An 18,569-nucleotide genomic window follows, 5' to 3' on the forward strand; every position below is an offset into this window, starting at 1 on the left:
GGTCTGTATTTGCTTCGATTAATAGGCAAATACAGATTTTTTTGTTATAATTTCTTTATTTTTTGACAAAAAAGAACATTTGTTCGTATAATTAAATTGGGTTACTTCTATATTAGGAGGAAGTTTAAATGCCTAGAAAGAAAGATATTACTAACGAGCAAATCATTGAAATGTACTTAAATGGTCTACAAATCAGTAATGCTGGTAATCAGATATACCGAGTCTGGGTTAAAGGAAAATACGAACTTCCTAAACTAGCAAAAATAATTTATAATGATGAAATTGATTATTACAATTCGTATAAAAAGGATTATATGACACAACGTTTAAATGAAAAATAAGCCAATATTAAATATTAGGAGTGATTGCAATGTGGGTATCAGTAAATGGAAAGTTGATTCAAACAACAGATAATTCGAGAACTAAATTCAGAACAAACATTAGTAGATCTGTAATAAATGATTTAAATGAAGTAGCAGCAAACAATAATACACATATTAACTACTTGATTGAAAGCGGATTACAAAATGTTTTATCTAAAGGCTATATTAGCTTTAACAAAGAATTAAGGCCTACTGACAGGGTTCAATACAAAACAACCTATGACAAGGACCTTTTAGATAAAGTAAAAGAATTTGCAAAAAATCATGATTTATTTATTAATGATGTAATCGAATATAGTGTTAACTTTGTTGATGTGGAGAAGGCTAAAAAAAGTAATTATAAACATCGGATAGAGTGAAATTTTGGGATTCTATACAACGCCCCGAACATAATACATATTCTAGGAACAAAAGAAAATGAAATTAAAAACTGTCTCAATGCACAAGTATACTTATGATATTGAGACAGAGTGAAATTTTTAGTTTAGATTAATTTCAATCTTAGTATTTATTTTTTTGATCATCTCACAGAATTCCTTTTCATGTTTAGGTGAAATTAGAATCGTATTGTATTTGCCATATCGTAATTCTAGCCGTTTTAATGTTAATGCTGGGCTTGATAATGGATTTAGTGTCTTTCGAATACTATGGATTGACATAATATCAATTTTCCAACGAAATGGTCCTCCGACTACGATTAATTGTTCTCCTTTTATTTCATAATACGTTCCAAACCACACCCAGCTAATAAAGGCGGTTAATAAAATAGTAGTTAATATGGTTGTAGTGATCTCCCCCATCCCCTCTGGTCCTCCGGGAAGAAAAATGAATGCTCCTATTAGAAAGAGTATAGTCCCCCATAAGAGAACCCCGGTAATAATCCCTTTTTTTGAATAGAACCGCATATCGTTAGGCCTCCCTTCTCCTATTTTTTATCCTTATTGGTTGCCATGTCATATCCCTTTTTTAAAAACTCCTCCTCTGTGATTTTTCCCATAAGTCGATCCCGTACCAACTGTATTTGAGCCTCTGTTAGATATAATCCATCGATTTCTAACGAAGCTCGAGCATTTTTCATCGCATTTTCGATTTTTTCATTCATAATGGCCACCTCATTTAATTTTTCTACACGAAATTAAAAGATTTCTACATGATATTATTTTTCTACACAAAATAATAGGAATTCTACACATATTTACGCTTTTTCTACACAAAATCAATGGATTTCTACATAAAATTGATTTTTATCTACAAATGGCATATAGGCGCAAAGGAATTCTACAAATTATGGATAATACTACCAAATCCACATATAACCCCTGCCTCTTATCTACGACCCACTACCCCAAAAGTTACAAAAAAAACGTCTAGAAAGTCCGCTAGACTCCCTAAACGCGTCAATCAACCACACTATCCTACATCCTTTATTCCACCATTACCAGTAAACTGACTATTATACAAATCAGCATAAAAGCCACCACTTGCTAACAACTCTGCGTGATTCCCTTTTTCAATCACACTTCCATTATTCATCACAAGAATCAGATCAGCATCTCGAATCGTTGATAACCGGTGTGCAATAATAAAGCTCGTGCGTCCCTTCATCAAATGATTCATGGCCCGCTGAATCTGCACTTCCGTTCGAGTATCTACACTGCTGGTTGCTTCATCTAAAATCAAAATAGCGGGGTTTGCTAGAATCGCCCTAGCAATCGTTAATAGCTGCTTCTGTCCTTGAGAGATATTAGATGCTTCTTCATTCAAAATCGTATCATAACCTTCGGGTAATGTGCGGATAAAATGGTCGGCGTTAGCCGCTTGTGCCGCTGAAATAATTTTCTCTTCGGTTGCTCCCTCTTTACCGTACGCGATATTGTCACGAATCGAGCTGTTGAAAAGCCAGGTGTCCTGCAGCACCATACCGAAAAAACTCCTTAGGTGTGCACGTTTTAACTTTCTAATATCAATGCCATCTATCAATATCCTACCCTCGTTTATTTCATAAAATCGCATCAATAAATTAATAAGTGTCGTTTTACCAGCACCGGTTGGTCCTACAATCGCCACCGTTTGGCCGCTTTCTACTTCAATATTCATGTTTTCAATTATCAGTTCGCTTTCTTTATATCCAAATGAGACATTTTCAAATGCTACGTCACCCTTAGGAGAATCAATCACGAGAGCCTCAACCGCTTCAGGCACCTCTTCGGTCTCGTCTAATATCTCGAACACCCGTTCTGCACTCGCAACCGTGGACTGAATGACATTTGCAATCGATGCTGTTTGAGCGATTGGCTGGGAAAATTGTCTGGTGTATTGTATAAAGGCCTGAATATCTCCTATCTCAATCGCTTTTTTTGTAACTAAAATACCGCCAGCAACGGATACTAAAACATAGCCAATATTATTGATAAATGACATTAAAGGCATAATCATGCCAGAAACAAATTGCGCTTTCCAGCCTGCTTGATAGAGCTTTTCATTGATCCCCTCAAATTGTTCAATGGACTTTTTTTCATGCCCAAATACCTTAATAACTTTATGACCTGTATACATTTCTTCAACATGCCCATTAAGCTGTCCAAGCGATTTTTGTTGTTCTTTGAAAAACTGTTGTGATTTTTTTGCGATTTTTGCAGTGGCAATAAAGCTCAATGGTAAAGTGACAACCACGATGAGTGTCATCAACGGACTAATTGATAGCATCATCACAATTACTCCAATTAATGTGACAACCGAAGTAATGAGCTGTGTTAAGCTTTGCTGCAAAGTAGTACTAATATTATCTATATCATTCACTGCACGGCTGAGGATCTCCCCATGTGTCCGGGAATCAAAGTATTTTAGCGGCAGTCGGTTAAGTTTTTCTTCCACTTCATTACGCAAGTGATAGACGGTTTTTTGAGCGACTCCGGCCATAATATACTGCTGAATATAGGCAAAAATGGCACTCAATAGATAAAGACCAATTAATAAAATTATGATATGACCAATATACTCAAAATCTATCTTTGCGCCAGGTACCCCTTTTAGCTTCAGCATTAAGCCTTCAAACAGCTTGGTTGTTGCCTTACCCATAATTTTGGGGCTGACAATAGCGAATACTGTGCTGATCATTGCGGTGAGTAAAACAGAAAGAAGCTGTAGTTTATAGGGTCTTAAGTATCCTATTAATCTTCTAAGTGTTCCTTTGAAATCCTTTGCTTTTTGGACAGGCATCCCCATTCCCATTGGGCCGAATCCGCCTCCAGGACCTGGTCTCCGAGCACCTGCACCTGGTACAGCGTCCTGTTTCTTCGACTCTCTACTCATGCTATCTCCTCCTCGGAAAGCTGAGACATTACGATTTCACGATATACCGGACTTTTATCCAAAAGTTCTTTATGTGTACCTATGCCAGAGATTCGACCATTATCTAGTACAATGATTTGGTCTGCATCCATAATCGTACTCACACGTTGCGCAACAATTAATACGGTGGATTCACCCGTTTCCTGTTTTAATGCAGAGCGCAGTTTGGCATCTGTTTTAAAGTCCAATGCGGAAAAACTATCATCAAAAATATAAATCTCTGGTTTTCGCACAAGTGCACGAGCGATGGATAAGCGCTGTTTTTGACCACCAGAAACATTTGTTCCCCCCTGGGTAATCTTCGCATCAAAGCCCTCATCCATTGTAGAAATAAATTCAGTTGCTTGTGCGATATTAGCAGCATGCTTCATTTCATCCACTGTTGCATTTTCTTTACCGTAACGGATATTTTCCGATATTGTCCCGGTAAATAGTACGGCCTGCTGAGGAACAAAGCCAATCTTTTCTCGTAGCCGTTCCTGCGTTATTTGACGCACATCTACACCATCTACCAGGACTGTGCCACTATCCACATCATAAAAACGTGGGATCAAGTTAACGAGTGTTGATTTTCCAGACCCTGTTCCGCCTATTAAGGCAGTTATCTCTCCAGGCTTCGTTTTAAACGATATATTCTCGATTGCTGGCATTTCTGCTCCAGGATAACTAAACGTGACATCTTTGAATTCTACAAGACCTCGCACACTTTCTACGGGCATAGATATAGACCGGTCATTAATATCCGCGACAGTTTCAAGCACCTCGTTTATTCTGACAGCTGAAACGGAGGCCCGTGGGATCATGACAAACATCATAGAAAGCATGAGAAACGAGAACATGATTTGCATGGCATATTGAATAAATGCCATCATATCTCCCACCTGCATATGACCGTTACTAATACGAAGACCACCAAACCAGATAATAGCTACGGTAGAAAGATTAAGAACGAGCATCATAATTGGCATCATAGCTGCCATAATTTTATTTACTTTAATAGCAGTTTGTGTTAAATCCCAGTTGGCTTCATTAAACCTCTTTTTCTCGTGTTCAGTCCGATTAAAGGAACGAATAACGCGAATTCCTGTTAAGTTCTCGCGTAAAACCCGGTTAAGTTTATCCAGTTTAACCTGCATGGCTTTAAAAAGCGGGATCCCTTTCCTAGCGATGATTACAATGGCAAGCACAAGAATGGGCAAAGACACTGCCAACACTAGTGTCAATTTGGTATCCTTGGAATAGGCCATAATAATCCCGCCAATACACATCATTGGTGCCATGGCCATCATTCTCAGCATCATTACAAGCACCTGTTGGATTTGGGTAATGTCGTTCGTTGTTCTTGTAATCAATGAAGAGGTGCCTAGTAAATCAAATTCATGTAAAGAAAATTGGCTTACGTGAGAAAATACGCTAGAACGCAATAATTTTCCAAAACCTGATGCGGCCTTCGCTGAAAAAAAACTAGCTGCAATTGAACAAATCATTCCTCCAGCGGCTACGAGCAACATTAAACCGCCAATTTTCCATATGTAGTGCGTATCTCCTGTTACAACGCCCTTGTCAACTATATCGGACATTAACGTTGGCAAATAAAGCTCAGCTAATGACTGTAGAAGAACAAGAAAAAGTACCAGGTAGATTGGCTGCTGAAATGGTCTTAAGTATTTTGTTAGTTTTAACAAAAATCTTCACTTCCTTTTTCCTACAAAATTGAAAAAATATTGTTACTACTTCCCTTTTCAGCATTAGTGAATTAAGTATATTCCCCATGAAAAATTTGGTCAAATTTTAACAAGATTAGTTGTTTTCCGCACAAAAAAAACACAGGTTTTCCTGTGTTTTTAATATCTCTAAATCAAATAGTTCCTTGGTGTACCGTAAAATATAACCTGATTAAATGGAGGAAAAATAGATTCAAAATGAACATAGATTGGCGCATCCAACAGCCATGGGAAGTTTGAATATAATGCCTGGTCCCCATTAACCATTGCTTTTAATGCTAAATTTAATTCCTTTTGAAAAATCATAAAACGTACTTTTGTGTAGTTTTCATCATATTCGCCACCGCTTACATAAACTCGAGCACACAATGAATATTCCCCAAATTGGGGTATCCACTCAGCAAGTACCTCATCACGCATACTGTAGTTAATAGCACTAAAATTGTATTCACAGCCAATTGTTAGAAATAGCTGTCCTGTGGTATCGGAATGTGTGAGTGTATATTTTCTTCCCTCTACAGGGCGAAAAGGGGTAGCGGGGGCATGATAGCTTACCGATAATTTTGAAGGAATGAAGACGCTCATCAAAGCTTCCTCCTTTCAAAAGAGCTACCTTAGTATATGAAACTTCAACCTTTTCGTGACAAATGCCTATTTCATGGATATACAGTATAGTTAATTTGGCTGGTCCTTTTTTACATCGCTAAAAAGCATTCTCCAATGACCGTTGTCAAATATCCAAGTAGATTCAACCAATGCAATCGAGTCTCCATTTGCAATACCCGTTACGCGTTGTGTCCCTTTTAGCCCTTTTATCTCTCCCTCAAGTGTGACTGGATTCAGACTGCTAAAGGTATTGACTGTTAATTCAGTTGGTTCATTTAATTTTCCTTTATAATAGACCCCCATTTTCTTATAATAATTCTTGCGATCTTTTAGATCGAATATATATGACTTTCCAGTTTGAGCTAATCGGATTTCCGCCTTAAAATTATTTAAAAAATGACTCTCCATCTCAAGTGGTTCAGGTACCGGTAATTTGGTAACTTCAAAGTCTTTTAAAGAGTATAGAAGGTTTAATACGGTTCCTTCATTCTCTTCCGATAACACACTCGTAAATAAGTCCTTTACACCATCATTGTTTAGGTCAATAAATTGAACGGAAGCCTTTGAACCACTTTCTAATGAAATGGTATAGGTTTTCTCATTAGAAGCGGCCACTTCAAGATAAATTCTTTTTAAAAAGGAATCCTCTTCATCATAGGGAACTCCCTTTAACAGAATAACATCATCTTTTCCATCTCCAGTAATATCCATTTCTTCTTTAGATAACGTTACTGTTTCCTTACTTTTTTCAATTGCGTAGACTCCGGTAATGGCAGTTAAAGATATAAAAAAACACGCAACCATAGCAAGCAGCATCTCTTTTTTCATCGATTTCCCCTCCAAACCTTGTTAATATCTAGTATGTCCAGAAATGGAAAAATGATGAAAAAAAGACTCTCTAAATTTTAGAGAGTCCATTTACCGTTTTATTCATTTGTATTTTGAGGAGTTTCCTCTTTCCAAACGTTACTAACCTTGCCGTTTTCACCTTCATCAAGGATAAACGAACCATTTGAGTACCGGTCACTAAAGCGAATATCTTCTGTTTTAAGGGTTTCTATATAGCCTTTTTCTGTTTGAATAAAGATTATATCTGGATCATTAGCTACCACGAAGCCCATCACTCGGTGCGGGTTGGATTTAAGTTCTCTTAATATAACAACACCTCGTTTAGCACGAGAGGATTTTTCGAATTCTTTTAACTTCATCCTCTTCACAGAGCCACGCTGTGTTGAAATGACAATGCTTTCTTTGCTGTCCGGAGTAATCAGTTTACCGCCAACTACAAAGTCACCATCCTTTAAATTGATACCTTTCACACCAGCGGCACGTTGACCGACAATACTAATTTCTTCCTCATGGAACCATAGGGCATACCCAAAGTTGGTAATCATAAATACTTCCTTTGTTCCATCTGTTAGGTGTACGTCAATCACGTGGTCATCGTCTTTAAGATTCACAGCAACCAGCGGCTTGGAATAGCGCTGTGCTTTATATGCTTTAAGCTCTGTTTTCTTTACCATACCGTTTTTAGTAACAAATACTAAGAAGGCTTCCGTTTCAAAATCCTTAATCGGAAGGGCTTTGATAATTTCTTCGTCCCGTTCAATTGGAATAATATTGGCCACATGCTGTCCGAGATCCTTCCAGCGGATATCAGGCAGTTCATGAACAGGGCAGAATAAGTAATTCCCTTTGTTCGTGAAGAGGAGAAGGACATCCTTTGTATTCATATCGAGCTGTGCAAATAATCGGTCGGAATCCTTCATTGCTAAATCTTGTCCATTGGAAGCAGCGTACGAACGCTGACTTGTCCGCTTTACATAACCTTCCTTCGTGACTGTTACAATAACATCTTCACTTGGTACGGTTACTTCTAGATTAATTTTCAATTCTTCGATTTCTGCTTCAATCTTAGATCGGCGCTCATCAGCAAAGCGCTTTTTCACATCTTTTAACTCTTTTTTAATGACAGATAAAAGCTTTTTTTCACTAGCTAAGATGCTAGTAAGCTCTTCGATTTTTTTGGCTAATTCTTCTGCTTCCTGTCTTAAAGCAGTGATATCTGTATTTGTTAAGCGATAAAGCTGTAAAGAAACAATCGCTTCTGCCTGTAATTCGGTAAACGCATATTTTGCAATTAAATTGTCCTTCGCATCACGCTTATCTTTAGATGCACGGATCGTGGCAATAACCTCATCAAGGATGGATAATGCTTTCATTAATCCTTCAACGATGTGTTGGCGTTCCTTTGCCTTGTTTAGGTCAAATTGGGTTCGTTTTGTAACTACTTCTTTTTGATGTGCGATATAAGCATCAAGTAGCTCTCTAAGTCCCATTAATTTTGGACGTTTATTATGAATCGCAACCATATTAAAGTTATAGGTTACTTGAAGATCACTATTTTTATATAAATAGTTCAAAACACCTTCTGCATCGGCATCTTTTTTCAACTCTATAACGATTCGTAGACCAGTACGGTCTGTCTCATCCCTAACCTCAGACATTCCTTCGACTTTCCGGTCAAGGCGGAATTCATCCATTTTTTTGACAAGGTTAGCCTTATTGACCTCGTAAGGAATTTCAGTGATTACAATTTGCTGCTTTCCACCGCGAACTTCTTCAATTTCGGCCTTGCCTCGGACGATAATTTTGCCTTTACCAGTTTCATAGGCTTTTTTTATCCCATCAATTCCCTGAATGATCCCACCCGTTGGAAAGTCGGGGCCTTTGACAATCGTCATGAGGTCATCGACTGAAACATCAGGTTGTTCCATTCTCATGATTACTCCATCAATGATTTCCCCCAGATGGTGCGGTGGAATATCCGTAGCATATCCAGCAGATATCCCGGTAGACCCGTTTACAAGGAGGTTTGGAAACATCGCAGGTAAAACGGTAGGTTCCTTTGATGTATCATCAAAGTTTGGAATAAATTCTACCGTTTGCTTCTCTATATCACGTAACAGTTCTGCAGCGATAGCCGAAAGTCGAGCTTCTGTGTAACGCATAGCCGCAGGCGGGTCACCGTCTACACTACCGTTATTTCCATGCATTTGAACAAGAACGTTTCTAACCTTCCAATCCTGACTCATCCGGACCATTGCTTCATACACGGAAGAGTCACCATGCGGATGATAGTTACCAATTACGTTTCCTACTGTTTTGGCTGATTTACGAAAGCCTTTATCGAACGTATTTCCTTCCACATGCATAGCATAAAGAATTCTTCGCTGTACGGGCTTTAGACCGTCCCTGGCATCTGGCAGGGCACGCTCTTGAATAATATATTTACTATATCTACCAAAACGATCGCCAAGTACATCTTCTAGAGGTAAGTCACGGAATTTTTCTGTTGCGCTCATCCTTCAGAACCCTCCTCAGAGACCGTTATATTTTCATTTTCCAATATGGTGTCATCCTCTTCTAAACCAAATGCCACATTACTTTCAATCCATTTACGGCGCGGTTCTACCTTATCGCCCATCAGGGTGGTTACACGGCGTTCCGCTCTTGCAGCATCATCAATTTTCACTCGAATCAGTGTTCTAGTTTCTGGGTCCATGGTTGTTTCCCATAACTGATCGGCATTCATTTCTCCGAGTCCTTTATAACGTTGAATAATATAGCCTCTACCAACCTTTTTCATGGCATCCTGAAGCTCATCTTCATTCCAGGCATATTCAATGATTTCTTTTTTACCCGTTCCTTTACTCACTTTATACAGCGGTGGAAGGGCAATAAATACTTTTCCTGCTTCTAGCAATGGTTTCATATAACGATAAAAGAATGTAAGCAACAATACCTGAATATGGGCACCATCTGTATCAGCATCTGTCATGATAACGACTTTATCATAATTGATATCCTCTACGTTGAAGTCTGAACCAACACCGCCGCCGATTGCATGGATGATGGTATTAATTTCTTCGTTTTTAAAAATATCAGCGAGCTTTGCTTTTTCCGTGTTAATCACTTTACCACGAAGTGGCAGTACTGCCTGGAAACGACGGTCACGGCCTTGCTTTGCTGATCCACCTGCAGAGTCACCCTCAACCAGATAAAGCTCGTTTTTTAGAGGATTTCTTGATTGGGCCGGAGTCAGTTTCCCAGATAAGACTGCTTCTGACCGTTTCCTTTTCTTTCCGCTTCTTGCATCCTCACGAGCTTTTCTTGCTGCTTCACGCGCTTGGTATGCTTTAATAGATTTCTTAATGAGTAAAGAACTAATGTCAGGATTTTCTTCAAGGAAATAAGAGAGATGTTCCGAAACAACAGCATCAACCGATGATCTTGCTTCACTAGTACCTAATTTCCCTTTAGTTTGTCCTTCGAACTGGAGCAATTCTTCAGGGATCCTAACGGAAATAATCGCTGCTAAGCCCTCACGAATATCGGCTCCATCAAGATTTTTGTCTTTTTCTTTTAAAAGCGATACTTTTCTAGCATAATCATTGAAAACACGGGTCATTGCCGTTTTAGAACCAGCTTCGTGCGTTCCGCCATCCTTTGTGCGAACATTGTTAACAAACGAAAGGACATTTTCGGAATAACCATCATTAAATTGGAATGCAAATTCTACTTCAATTCCATTCTGTGTTCCTTCAAAGCTGACAACATGGTGGAGAGTATCCTTCTCTTCGTTTAGGTATTCAACAAATGCTTCAATTCCATTTTCAAAGTGGAACACTTCGTGAAATCCATTTCTATCGTCAATAATTTCGATTTTCAGTCCTTTTAGCAAGAAGGCTGATTCTCTTAACCTCTCACATAAAGTTTCAAAATTATACGTTGTGGTTGAAAAAATAGATGGATCCGGCTTAAAGTGAATCGTTGTTCCTGTTTGATTCGTTTTACCGATTTTTTCAAGCGTAGTTACTGGCTTACCGCCATTTTCAAACCTCTGCTCATAAATAAATCCGTCCCTCTTAATGGTAACGGTTAACCACTCTGATAATGCATTTACAACAGAAGCACCAACACCGTGTAAACCACCGCTTGTCTTATAACCGCCTTGGCCGAACTTACCGCCTGCATGAAGGACTGTTAGTATGACCTCAGGTGTGGGTTTTCCCATTTTGTGCATTCCTGTAGGCATTCCACGTCCTCTATCAATAACACTAATGGAATTATTTTTGTGTATTTTTACAATAATGTGATCACCAAAGCCAGCTAGCACTTCATCGACAGAGTTATCCACGATCTCATACACGAGATGGTGCAGTCCTCGTGCATCCGTACTGCCAATGTACATTCCCGGGCGCTTTCTGACGGCTTCTAACCCTTCCAGCACCTGTATGGCATCATCATTATAATCAAAAGCTTGCTGAGTTCTTGCCACTAAAATACCCCTTTCATACCCTACAAAAAGAAAAAACCTTCTAATTGCTTTATAAACTTACAATTTAATCATTCGCTTAAATGAGTCATTAATCCTTTAAAAAATAGAATAGAACCCATGTTTGCCACTATTTATTTTATCACATGTTCTTGTGACGTCTATGCTTAATTGTAGCGATTTATTTATATTTGGCAAATACGTAATTTAAAACAACATATATTTGTCATATCATTTTCCTCGCTTTTTGCTTAAAAAAATAGAAAAAACTGCTAATGTTTAGCAGTTTTTTTGAACATTATTTTGTTAATGCATGCTCGACTTTAATGCAGCGGTCCATAACAACCGTATATCCCTTTTCTTTAAGGAATGTATAAGCTTCTTCATTGATAAGACCAAGCTGGGCCCAAAAGATATCTGCATCAATGTCAGCAAATTCCTTTGCAACATCGAATAACTGTTCGGAACGACGGAAAACGTTTACGATATCAATATGACCTTCGATATCTTTTAGTGATGCGACGGCTTTTACACCAAGTACTTCCCCATCAATAGTAGGATTCACGGGGATAATCTCATAGCCTGCCTTTTGCATTGCTGCAGTAACCTGATAGGAGGTACGTTCAGGATTATTGCTTAAACCTACAACAGCAATTCTTTTTGCTTTCTTTAAAATTGCACCTAGCTCTTCGCGACTTGGGATATCAACTGTCATATTACTCACTCCTAGCTTTTTTCTTTTATTTTACCGTTAACGTAGTAAAAATCATAATGTAACGCTTTCAAAATTAAAAAAGCCCCCGAATTAGTCAGGAGCTAACGAAATTATTTATACGGAAACAGCCTCTCGTTCAGTTGAAACAGCACACTTTGGCAGTGAAATGTGAAATTTGGCTCCATCGATTGTATTTTCAACAGAAATCCGACCATCCATTTTCTCAAGGATCATTTTTGCTATATAATGGTCCAATCCGGATTCATCAGAACGAATGGAGAAATACGGGTCAAATATCTTCTGAATGTGAGCAGGGTAGATATCACCTGAATTTTCAAAGACCTCTACAATGACACATTCTTTCGATTCCTGTAATTTTATTACCAATTTGCGTTTTTTTATATTTTTATCCACAAAAATATCTCGAAAGATTGAAAATAGAATAACCATAACCTGGCTAAATTCATTTGGATATCCATATCCGATATGTTGTCCCCTATATTCGAATGAGACCTGAATATTATGGTTTTTAAGGCTTGAGGAAAACATGGTTAATGCATCCTCAATCGAATCACCAACAGAGAAGAAGCTTTTTTCGGTATTTTGCTGGTAAAACTTTCGTAAATCGTTCACTATACCGGACATCACATTTATTTGAGCCAAACCTTCCACAGTAAAGCGGTTAATATACTGATCATCAATTTCACCAAATTCACGTGCTTCTCTGACATCCTGAATTAATAGTGATAAACTATTTAGGGGTTGAAGCCATTGTTGACCCCTACTCGAAATCATTTCACCCATTGCAGCGAATCTAGAATGTCTGATTAATAGAAGATCCTTTTGCTTGTTTTTTTCAAGTTCTTCCTGTATTCGTCTTTCAAATTTTTGATTCTTCAAGTTATACTTTTCTGTTAAATCTTGATAATTTCTTTCACTTTTTTTAAGTTGATTCCTTAACTTACGAATCTTACTATAACTGTGGAACAATATGAACACCATAATGGAAATGATTAGGGATAGTGTTATATACAAAAATAACAATTGGACACCTTCTTAATGAGCTTTGCTAAACAATGTTACACGATTACGCCCATTCTTTTTTGACTCATGGAGTGCGATCTCTGCCTCTTCTAGTAACTCTTTCTTTGATTTACAGTTTAGATATTCAGTAACTCCAAAGCTGCATGTAACCTTTCCAATACTTTTAAAATCAAAGGTCCAAATTATAAAACGAAGGGACTCTGCAAGATCAACAGCAACATCTGCTTTAGTATTGGGGAGTAGAAGGAAGAATTCATCCCTTCTCCCATGACCTAAAATATCCTTTTCTCCAATTCTCTGTTGGATAATGGTTGAAATGGTGGATAAAACTTCTTCACCTGCTTTCTTCCCAAAACATTCAATAATCTTTTGAAAGAAGTCGATTTCCATTTTAATAATAGAAAAAGTTTTGTTATGTTTTACTTCATTTTTCAAATATTCATGGAACTTCACATGATCTATACTATTTGCAAAGTAATCAACTGCTGCTACTTTGTTCTTCATTTCATTTTCCAATTGAATGTGGTCTACAGATGCTTGTATGGCTTGAAAGAAATAATCTAAATTTATGGGCTTTAGGATAATATGATTCGAGTAACCATGAATCCAGTGATTAAAGAAATCATTATCATCATCTGTGGTTGTAAGGATTACCTGTACTTTATCATTCATTTCTCTTATCCGTTGAACCATTTCTAACTGATGATCCATTGTAATGTCAATGATAATTATGTCAGGTTGATATTGCTGATAGAGCTTTAAACCTTCCTCAATAGCGCTAGCAACATAAATCGTTGAAAAACGGCGCTTCAAAATTCGAAAAAGCTTCTCACGAGAAAATTTTTCTTCTTCAATAAACAACACCTTAATATCAGGATAGTGATAGATAAGATATTGTGGGATATTGCTAGCCATATGATGATCACCTCTTTCTTTGATTGATGAACGTTATGTAAGAAAAAAGGCACATTTGTTTGTTTGAAATCGGCCTTTTTTTTGCTTGTTTATCTGATTTTATCTAAATTATATGGGCTCTATACATCGCTTTCAATGAGTTAACAAATGGTTTGAAAATTCTTCATTTTTTTGTAATAAATTTGACTCTAATTGTTCTTAGTTACTATGAAAAAAAGCGTATAGCGAAAAAAAATAATCAAAGGAGTGCCACCCTTTGATTATTTTTGCGTTACTGATCGATCAGCTAGTAGATTTAATGCTGTCCAAGCGGTTTGATCTCCAAATAATCTGGACCAAGTACCAATCCCAGCGAGTTCATATTTGATCGCCAATTTTGCTCGTTTATTCAATGAAAATTCATCCTCAATCCATATTTTATAGGTCGCTTTTTCATCTGCTGCATAAAATTCTGCGTAGTTTTGGCCACTTTTTTCATCATATTTTGGCTGTAGACCTTTTTCAGTCAGCCACGCTTTCACTTTATCCATTGCTAGTGCCTTTGCTGTTATTTCAACCGTACCATCTGCATTCATTTGTTCCTTCCAGAGCCTAGCATATAAGGGAACCCCAAGAATTAATTTTTCCTTGGGCACTTCTGTCAGAAGTCTTTCAAGGTTTTGTTCCACCCATGGAAAACTTGCCACACTCCCTGATCCTGAAGAGGAATTGGTATGCTCATCATAGGCCATAACAATAAGGTAGTCGACAATTTCAGCTAGCTTTTGCCTTTCATAAAATGAAGACCAGTTGTTGTTGTCACCTGCAGAAAAAGTGATATCCATCGAAATAACAAGACCTGCTTCGTGGAGATAGGGTGCTGCCTCTCTCATGAATTGAGTAACTAACGGACCATCCTCTGGATTAACATTTTCAATATCAAAGTTCATTCCTTGAAGTTGATACATCTGACTAAAGTGAAGCAATTGACGGATAATCGCTGCTCTTGTATCGAAATCTTTGAATGCTTCGTGGGTCAATTGAGGATCAAAAGAATTAGAAAACACACCCCAAACCTGATAACCCTTCCCTTGTGCCCATTTACTATAATCTAGTGAGGCTAGGTTTTTAACTGCTCCATCGTTGCTGGCAAGGGAAAACCATGTAGGGGAAATTACATTTAATCCAGTCATTTCAGGTATTTTCTGTATGTCCGGATTCTTGGTATAGACGGCCTCCCAAGTTAACTGAATGGGGCCATTTATTTTAGGTAATTGAAATGACTTCCTCTCATGCTTTATAGATATCTTTACGTGCTCCATTTTAGAGACATAATTTTTTTTGATATAACCGCTAATACCGTTTGCATTCCTAACTAGATAAAATTCGTCTTTTTCACCCTCGATGATAATCTCTTCTTTTGCTTTCATTTCAGCGACATAGGGTGACTGCCAGGTTGGTTTCGTGCGAAGTCTAAGTTTCTCCTTATTTATTTCCTTTTCTGTTAACCTACCATTCTCGTATTGGTCGCCATCCTGTTGAATCCATAACGCATTACTATCTGGTAATGTTTTGTATTGAACAGGGTAAAAGGAAAGGATTGGATCAAGTGCAATATACAGTTCTCCATTCTTCATAAGAATGGGAGAAAGCTGTAACTTTACTGGCTTTTGATTCACAAAAAAATTTAATGATTCAGTTGGCATTTGTATAACTTTATCTGTTGTAGTGATAATAACGGATTTTGATTTCTCATCATAGTGGATTGTACTATCAATATTTTTTTTCACAAATGAAAGTGGCACAAACAAGGTGTTTCCCTCAATATGAGCATTTCCTTGTTGCATTCCCTTGAAAAGGATCGGGTGCTGACCTTGAAAATAGGCCTTTTTCTCAGTGGATGCAAATGGATAAAGTATAAGAAGAATAGAAGAGATAATAAGTAAAATAGCACCTATTACTCCTCCTATTAGCCATTTGGTTGATAGTTTATTATTTTTTGTATATTCTAGTCGTGCCATGTTTCCCTTCCTCCTTATTTCTATCCTAAGGTATCTTATTGTAATTGAGAAGGTATTTTTAAACCTCTTTCAGCACTTTCTTTACTAATTATTAAACTTAATCGATAAAGCAATAGTGTTTTTTAATCAGAACATGGTAAAATAAAAGAACTGGATCTTTTATCGAAGGAGAAATTATGAATGGTTCAAATTATTTTAGTCTTGATCCTTGCCTATTTGTTAGGCTCAATCCCCTCTGGGTTAATTATCGGTAAAGCGTTTTATAAAACCGATATTCGTCAGCACGGAAGCGGAAATTTAGGAGGTACGAACACTTTTCGAACACTTGGAGTAAAAGCAGGAATTGCCGTTACTCTTGCTGATATTTTGAAAGGAACCTTAGCAGCTTCTTTACCCTATCTCTTTCATGTAGATATTAACCCATTGCTAGCCGGTGGACTTGCTGTTATTGGTCACACTTACCCTATTTTTGCGGGATTCCGTGGAGGTAAAGCGGTTGCCACATCAGGAGGAGTTTTACTACTTTGTGCTCCATTTATGTTCATCACAGTTTTGGTTGTCTTTTTTCTAGGTCTGTACATAACTAAATATGTTTCTTTATCTTCTATGATTGCTGGCCTCTGTGCAGTCATTTACGCAATAATCATTTGGAATGTCCCGTTACTAATTGCGGTATCGTTATTAGCGTCATTTGTCATATACCGCCACCGGGCAAATATTAAGAGAATCATTAATAAGACAGAACCAAAAATCAAATGGCTATAAAAGAACCAAATCGGTTCTTTTATAGCCATTTTTCATGAAAATGTCGAAATCCTTTCAGTCATATCCCTTTTATTTCCTATAGAATAAGAGTAGGAATAAGTCAGGTAATGGAGGGGGATCATAATGCAAATTGTAAAACAAGAACTTAAATTTTCAACCGTTGTATCAGATAGCACCAATGTAAATGACTTTATTGTCGAGTTTATGAATCTTGAAGAAACAGAGGGTCTTTCCCCAATAAAAGTGACCAAAAACTTCGATGAATTATTGCAGTTCCTCGATGAATTAGAAGATGAATAAGTGTAGTGTAGAGGCTGACTAGTACCTAGTTAGCTTCTTTTTTTCTACATTTTTAGATAAAATTTTAAAAAAAACATAGTAATATATTATAGTATTATTAAGGAGAATTAAAATAATTTGCTTTTACGTCCTAGTACAAGGAGAATTTTATGAAAAAGAAAGCCATTATTCCCTCGGCATTTATTATTATTATATGTGTATCTCTTGCCTCCTTTCTCTTTGTCAAAGAACAAAAAGGCGAAAACCAAGCGAAAGTGTACCCTACTAAAAAACACAGTCCTCGACCTTATCAACTTGTAAATCGAGGTTTGATAGAAAGAGTGACAATTGGAGCAATTGGAGACATACTGATCCACGATGTAGTCTACCAAGATGCATTCAATGGAAAAAATTATAATTTCGATCCAATGTTTGAAAATATGAAAGCGCTATTAGAAAAGCCGGATATTTTAACAGCTAATCAAGAAAGTATGCTTGGAGGCTTGGAACTGGGACTTTCAGGTTACCCTAGGTTTAATAGTCCCCATGAGGTAGCCGATGCCCTCGTTCATACAGGTGTCGATATCGTTTCAACCGCCAATAACCATATATTAGATAGAGGGTTAAAAGGAGTCCAATCAGAAGCTACCTATTTACAGAGTATCGGTTTACCATATGTGGGGAGCTTTGTAGATGAAAAGGATCAACAAAATTTAAGGATCATAAATAAAAATGGAATAAAAATCTGCTTCCTTTCCTACACATACGGAACAAATGGAATACACGTACCAAAAGGGAAGGATTTCATTGTTAACCTGATTGACCGTGAGAGAATGAAAGAAGAAATCCATCAAGCAAGAAAAGCGGCAGATATAGTCGTAATGAGCATTCATTGGGGGAATGAATATCAACGAATTCCAACAAATAATCAAAAGGATTTAGCTCGTTTCTTGGCAAATGAAGGTGTGGATATCATATTTGGATCGCATCCCCATGTCCTCCAACCTATGGAATTGCTCAATACATCAGATGGCAGGAAAGCATTTGTGGTTTATTCATTAGGCAACTTTATTTCAGCTCAGTATAATAATTATAAAGATATTGGTGGTTTAGCCACAATCGATGTAACTCAACAAATTACAGACAAAGGGACGACAATTGAAATTTCGAATCCTTCCTTCTTTCCAACCTATGTCACTAGTCAAAAAAATCACCACTTTAAGGTTGTTCCATTAGAAAATGCAGCAACATTTGGGCTGAAGGATGCAGATTCAAAATACATAGAAATTCAACAACATATGAAACAATGGCTCCGGTAAGACGGGGCTTTTTTCTAATTAACAATTTGTAAGAAAGGAGAAAAGTATTGTGGTCATTAGAAACTCTAATGGTTTGTTGTTAGGTTGACTTTTTATTATTTTGTCCTTCCTTTTTACAAGAGGTTTTTAT

Annotated in this window: 17 protein-coding genes; 5 read left to right on the forward strand and 12 right to left on the reverse strand. The window is 37.3% G+C overall.

Annotated elements, in window-relative coordinates; translation table 11 throughout:
- Positions 1 to 128: 128 nt before the first annotated feature.
- Together AA0X95_RS15480 and AA0X95_RS15485 are read left to right on the forward strand one after the other, a co-directional pair.
- Complete coding sequence (locus AA0X95_RS15480) at positions 129 to 341, forward strand: hypothetical protein (RefSeq protein WP_413299298.1); 213 nt, start codon at positions 129 to 131, stop codon at positions 339 to 341.
- Between the two features lie 29 nt (positions 342 to 370).
- Positions 371 to 742, forward strand: a complete 372-nt coding sequence (locus tag AA0X95_RS15485) for an rRNA methyltransferase (RefSeq protein ID WP_413299300.1) — start codon at positions 371 to 373, stop codon at positions 740 to 742.
- Between the two features lie 120 nt (positions 743 to 862).
- Here AA0X95_RS15485 and AA0X95_RS15490 read toward each other — a convergent pair whose 3' ends face one another.
- The 12 genes from AA0X95_RS15490 to AA0X95_RS15545 form a co-directional block, all read right to left on the reverse strand.
- Positions 863 to 1,288, reverse strand: a complete 426-nt coding sequence (locus AA0X95_RS15490; protein WP_413299302.1) for a PH domain-containing protein — start codon at positions 1,286 to 1,288, stop codon at positions 863 to 865.
- A 20-nt stretch (positions 1,289 to 1,308) separates the two neighbouring features.
- A complete protein-coding gene (locus AA0X95_RS15495; protein WP_413299304.1) occupies positions 1,309 to 1,485 on the reverse strand; it encodes an antitoxin VbhA family protein in 177 nt (58 codons plus the stop codon).
- Between the two features lie 308 nt (positions 1,486 to 1,793).
- The gene (locus AA0X95_RS15500) at positions 1,794 to 3,695 is read right to left on the reverse strand and encodes an ABC transporter ATP-binding protein (protein ID WP_413299306.1); all 1,902 of its coding nucleotides are present in this window, start codon (positions 3,693 to 3,695) and stop codon (positions 1,794 to 1,796) included.
- Complete coding sequence (locus tag AA0X95_RS15505; protein WP_413299308.1) at positions 3,692 to 5,419, reverse strand: ABC transporter ATP-binding protein; 1,728 nt, start codon at positions 5,417 to 5,419, stop codon at positions 3,692 to 3,694. Before AA0X95_RS15505 ends, AA0X95_RS15500 begins: the two co-directional genes overlap by 4 nt.
- Before the next feature lie 168 nt (positions 5,420 to 5,587).
- Positions 5,588 to 6,043: a staygreen family protein gene (locus AA0X95_RS15510; protein ID WP_413299310.1), complete on the reverse strand. Its 456-nt coding sequence runs from the start codon at positions 6,041 to 6,043 to the stop codon at positions 5,588 to 5,590.
- Between the two features lie 90 nt (positions 6,044 to 6,133).
- Entirely contained in the window at positions 6,134 to 6,892 is a 759-nt protein-coding gene (locus tag AA0X95_RS15515) for a hypothetical protein (RefSeq protein WP_413299312.1), read from the reverse strand.
- Positions 6,893 to 6,990: 98 nt separating this feature from the next.
- Positions 6,991 to 9,429, reverse strand: a complete 2,439-nt coding sequence (gene parC / locus AA0X95_RS15520; RefSeq protein WP_413299314.1) for a DNA topoisomerase IV subunit A — start codon at positions 9,427 to 9,429, stop codon at positions 6,991 to 6,993.
- Complete coding sequence (gene parE / locus AA0X95_RS15525) at positions 9,426 to 11,405, reverse strand: DNA topoisomerase IV subunit B (RefSeq protein WP_413299316.1); 1,980 nt, start codon at positions 11,403 to 11,405, stop codon at positions 9,426 to 9,428. The genes parC and parE overlap by 4 nt, the downstream gene beginning before the upstream one ends.
- Before the next feature lie 295 nt (positions 11,406 to 11,700).
- The gene (locus AA0X95_RS15530) at positions 11,701 to 12,117 is read right to left on the reverse strand and encodes a CoA-binding protein (RefSeq protein ID WP_413299318.1); all 417 of its coding nucleotides are present in this window, start codon (positions 12,115 to 12,117) and stop codon (positions 11,701 to 11,703) included.
- A gap of 114 nt (positions 12,118 to 12,231) precedes the next feature.
- Positions 12,232 to 13,161 (reverse strand): sensor histidine kinase, encoded by a 930-nt coding sequence (locus AA0X95_RS15535; protein ID WP_413299320.1) that lies wholly within the window; start codon positions 13,159 to 13,161, stop codon positions 12,232 to 12,234.
- A gap of 12 nt (positions 13,162 to 13,173) precedes the next feature.
- Positions 13,174 to 14,076, reverse strand: a complete 903-nt coding sequence (locus AA0X95_RS15540; RefSeq protein WP_413299322.1) for a diguanylate cyclase domain-containing protein — start codon at positions 14,074 to 14,076, stop codon at positions 13,174 to 13,176.
- A 260-nt stretch (positions 14,077 to 14,336) separates the two neighbouring features.
- Entirely contained in the window at positions 14,337 to 16,076 is a 1,740-nt protein-coding gene (locus AA0X95_RS15545; protein WP_413299324.1) for a glycosyl hydrolase family 18 protein, read from the reverse strand.
- 180 nt (positions 16,077 to 16,256) lie between these two features.
- On the opposite strand from AA0X95_RS15545, the gene plsY reads away from it, so the two are divergent.
- The 3 genes from plsY to AA0X95_RS15560 all read left to right on the forward strand — a co-directional run bounded on the left by plsY (position 16,257) and on the right by AA0X95_RS15560 (position 18,439).
- A complete protein-coding gene (plsY, locus tag AA0X95_RS15550) occupies positions 16,257 to 16,841 on the forward strand; it encodes a glycerol-3-phosphate 1-O-acyltransferase PlsY (RefSeq protein ID WP_413299326.1) in 585 nt (194 codons plus the stop codon).
- Positions 16,842 to 16,964: 123 nt separating this feature from the next.
- On the forward strand, positions 16,965 to 17,141 hold the full coding sequence (locus AA0X95_RS15555; RefSeq protein WP_413299328.1) for a hypothetical protein: 177 nt from the start codon (positions 16,965 to 16,967) through the stop codon (positions 17,139 to 17,141).
- Between the two features lie 149 nt (positions 17,142 to 17,290).
- On the forward strand, positions 17,291 to 18,439 hold the full coding sequence (locus AA0X95_RS15560) for a CapA family protein (protein ID WP_413299330.1): 1,149 nt from the start codon (positions 17,291 to 17,293) through the stop codon (positions 18,437 to 18,439).
- Positions 18,440 to 18,569: the final 130 nt, after the last annotated feature.

The organism is Neobacillus phoenicis (assembly GCF_047302305.1).
In the GTDB taxonomy this organism is placed as follows: Bacteria; Bacillota; Bacilli; order Bacillales; family Cytobacillaceae; genus Neobacillus.